At 64.5% G+C, this 1,085-nt stretch carries 2 protein-coding genes; one reads left to right on the top strand and one right to left on the bottom strand.

Annotated features, from left to right (window positions below; all coding sequences use genetic code 11):
- Window positions 1-191 precede the first annotated feature (191 nt).
- Entirely contained in the window at window positions 192-560 is a 369-nt protein-coding gene (locus P3G67_RS35735) for a hypothetical protein (protein ID WP_276097236.1), read from the top strand.
- A 15-nt stretch (window positions 561-575) separates the two neighbouring features.
- Here the strand turns inward: P3G67_RS35735 and P3G67_RS35730 are convergent.
- The coding region (locus P3G67_RS35730; RefSeq protein WP_276097235.1) for an alpha/beta fold hydrolase at window positions 576-1,085 on the bottom strand (510 nt) is incomplete at its 5' end.

The following is a 1,085-nucleotide window of genomic DNA, read 5'->3' as shown; positions in this document are numbered from 1 at the left end:
GTATCAGGGCGAACACGCTCGTCAAGGCCAGGTAGGGCAGTCGCAGCAGCACCGGACCATCCTGGCGCCGGCCGGACCCGGTCGGCAATCACCGAGCGAGGCCCCCACTGTTACGGCCGACTGGCAGAGACTCACGACAGCGCCCACACGCGGCGTGACCAGCGCGGACGAGGATTCTGGCACCTACAGCGATGAACCGCCTGTTCGCAGGCAACCAGCAGCGGTCCAACGGCCGACTCAACATCACACAGCTGGCCATCGAGGCCGACGTCAAACGCTGGCACCTCACCCACCAGCACCAGGACCTCAAGGACACCTTCCAAAGCGAGGCGGCGAAAGACGAGGCGAGAAGAGCAACACAAGCCAGATCCGCAGACGCCTTCGAGGAGCTCAAGAAGAAGCACGCGAGGCTCCAGAAGCACTGCCAGTTCCTGGAACAGCGGCTCAAGATCTACGCGACCGCCGTCAACCAACTGGCGCTGGAGAACGCGGCGCTGTCCGACCGGGACGCAGAAGCGGCCAAACTACGCGTCCTGCCCCGCCAACCCCACCTTCCCTGAGTGTGAGTGGCCAGTTCAGGCGGCATGCCCCGGAAGTTGGCTCATGCCTGCGGTCTTCAGGAATTCCAGGATGCGGCCGTTGACGTACTCCGGGTGTTCTATGGAGGGGCCGTGCCGGGTGTCGGTGACCAGTTCAACGTCTACATTCGGCATGAGACGTTGTACCCGTTCGCGTGCCGGTACGGCGTGGACCAGCGGGCTGCGGTCGCCGATCAAGAGGAGGGTTGGTGTGCGTATCGCGCTGAGTTCTTCGTCGGTCAGGGGCAGTGGGGCGGGGCGGCGGACGCGGTAGGTGCGGGCGCCTAGGAGGACGGACCGCTTCAACTCGGGGTAGTCCAGGACTGGGTTGGAGAGTTTCTTCGACAGGCCGGGAAGCAGGCGGCGCGGAAGCAGCCCTGCTAGGGAGTGTTCTGAGTTGAGATCACGGGATCGGTCATTCCCGCTCCAGGAGGGTGCCAACTGCGGTAGACCGGCCGTGTGACTCGTGGTGATCTGGCTGATGCCGAATGGGAGTTGGTCGAGCCG

The sequence above is a fragment of the Streptomyces silvisoli genome (assembly GCF_029269905.1).
Lineage (GTDB): Bacteria > Actinomycetota > Actinomycetes > Streptomycetales > Streptomycetaceae > Streptantibioticus_A > Streptantibioticus_A silvisoli_A.
Note: the sequence above shows the minus strand (reverse complement) of the source record. Positions and strands in the feature narration are given on the sequence as shown.

Excerpts from the sequence above, each read along its gene's own strand:
- P3G67_RS35735 (WP_276097236.1), top strand. The coding sequence starts at position 192 with ATGAACCGCCTGTTCGCAGGCAACCAGCAGCGGTCCAACGGCCGACTC.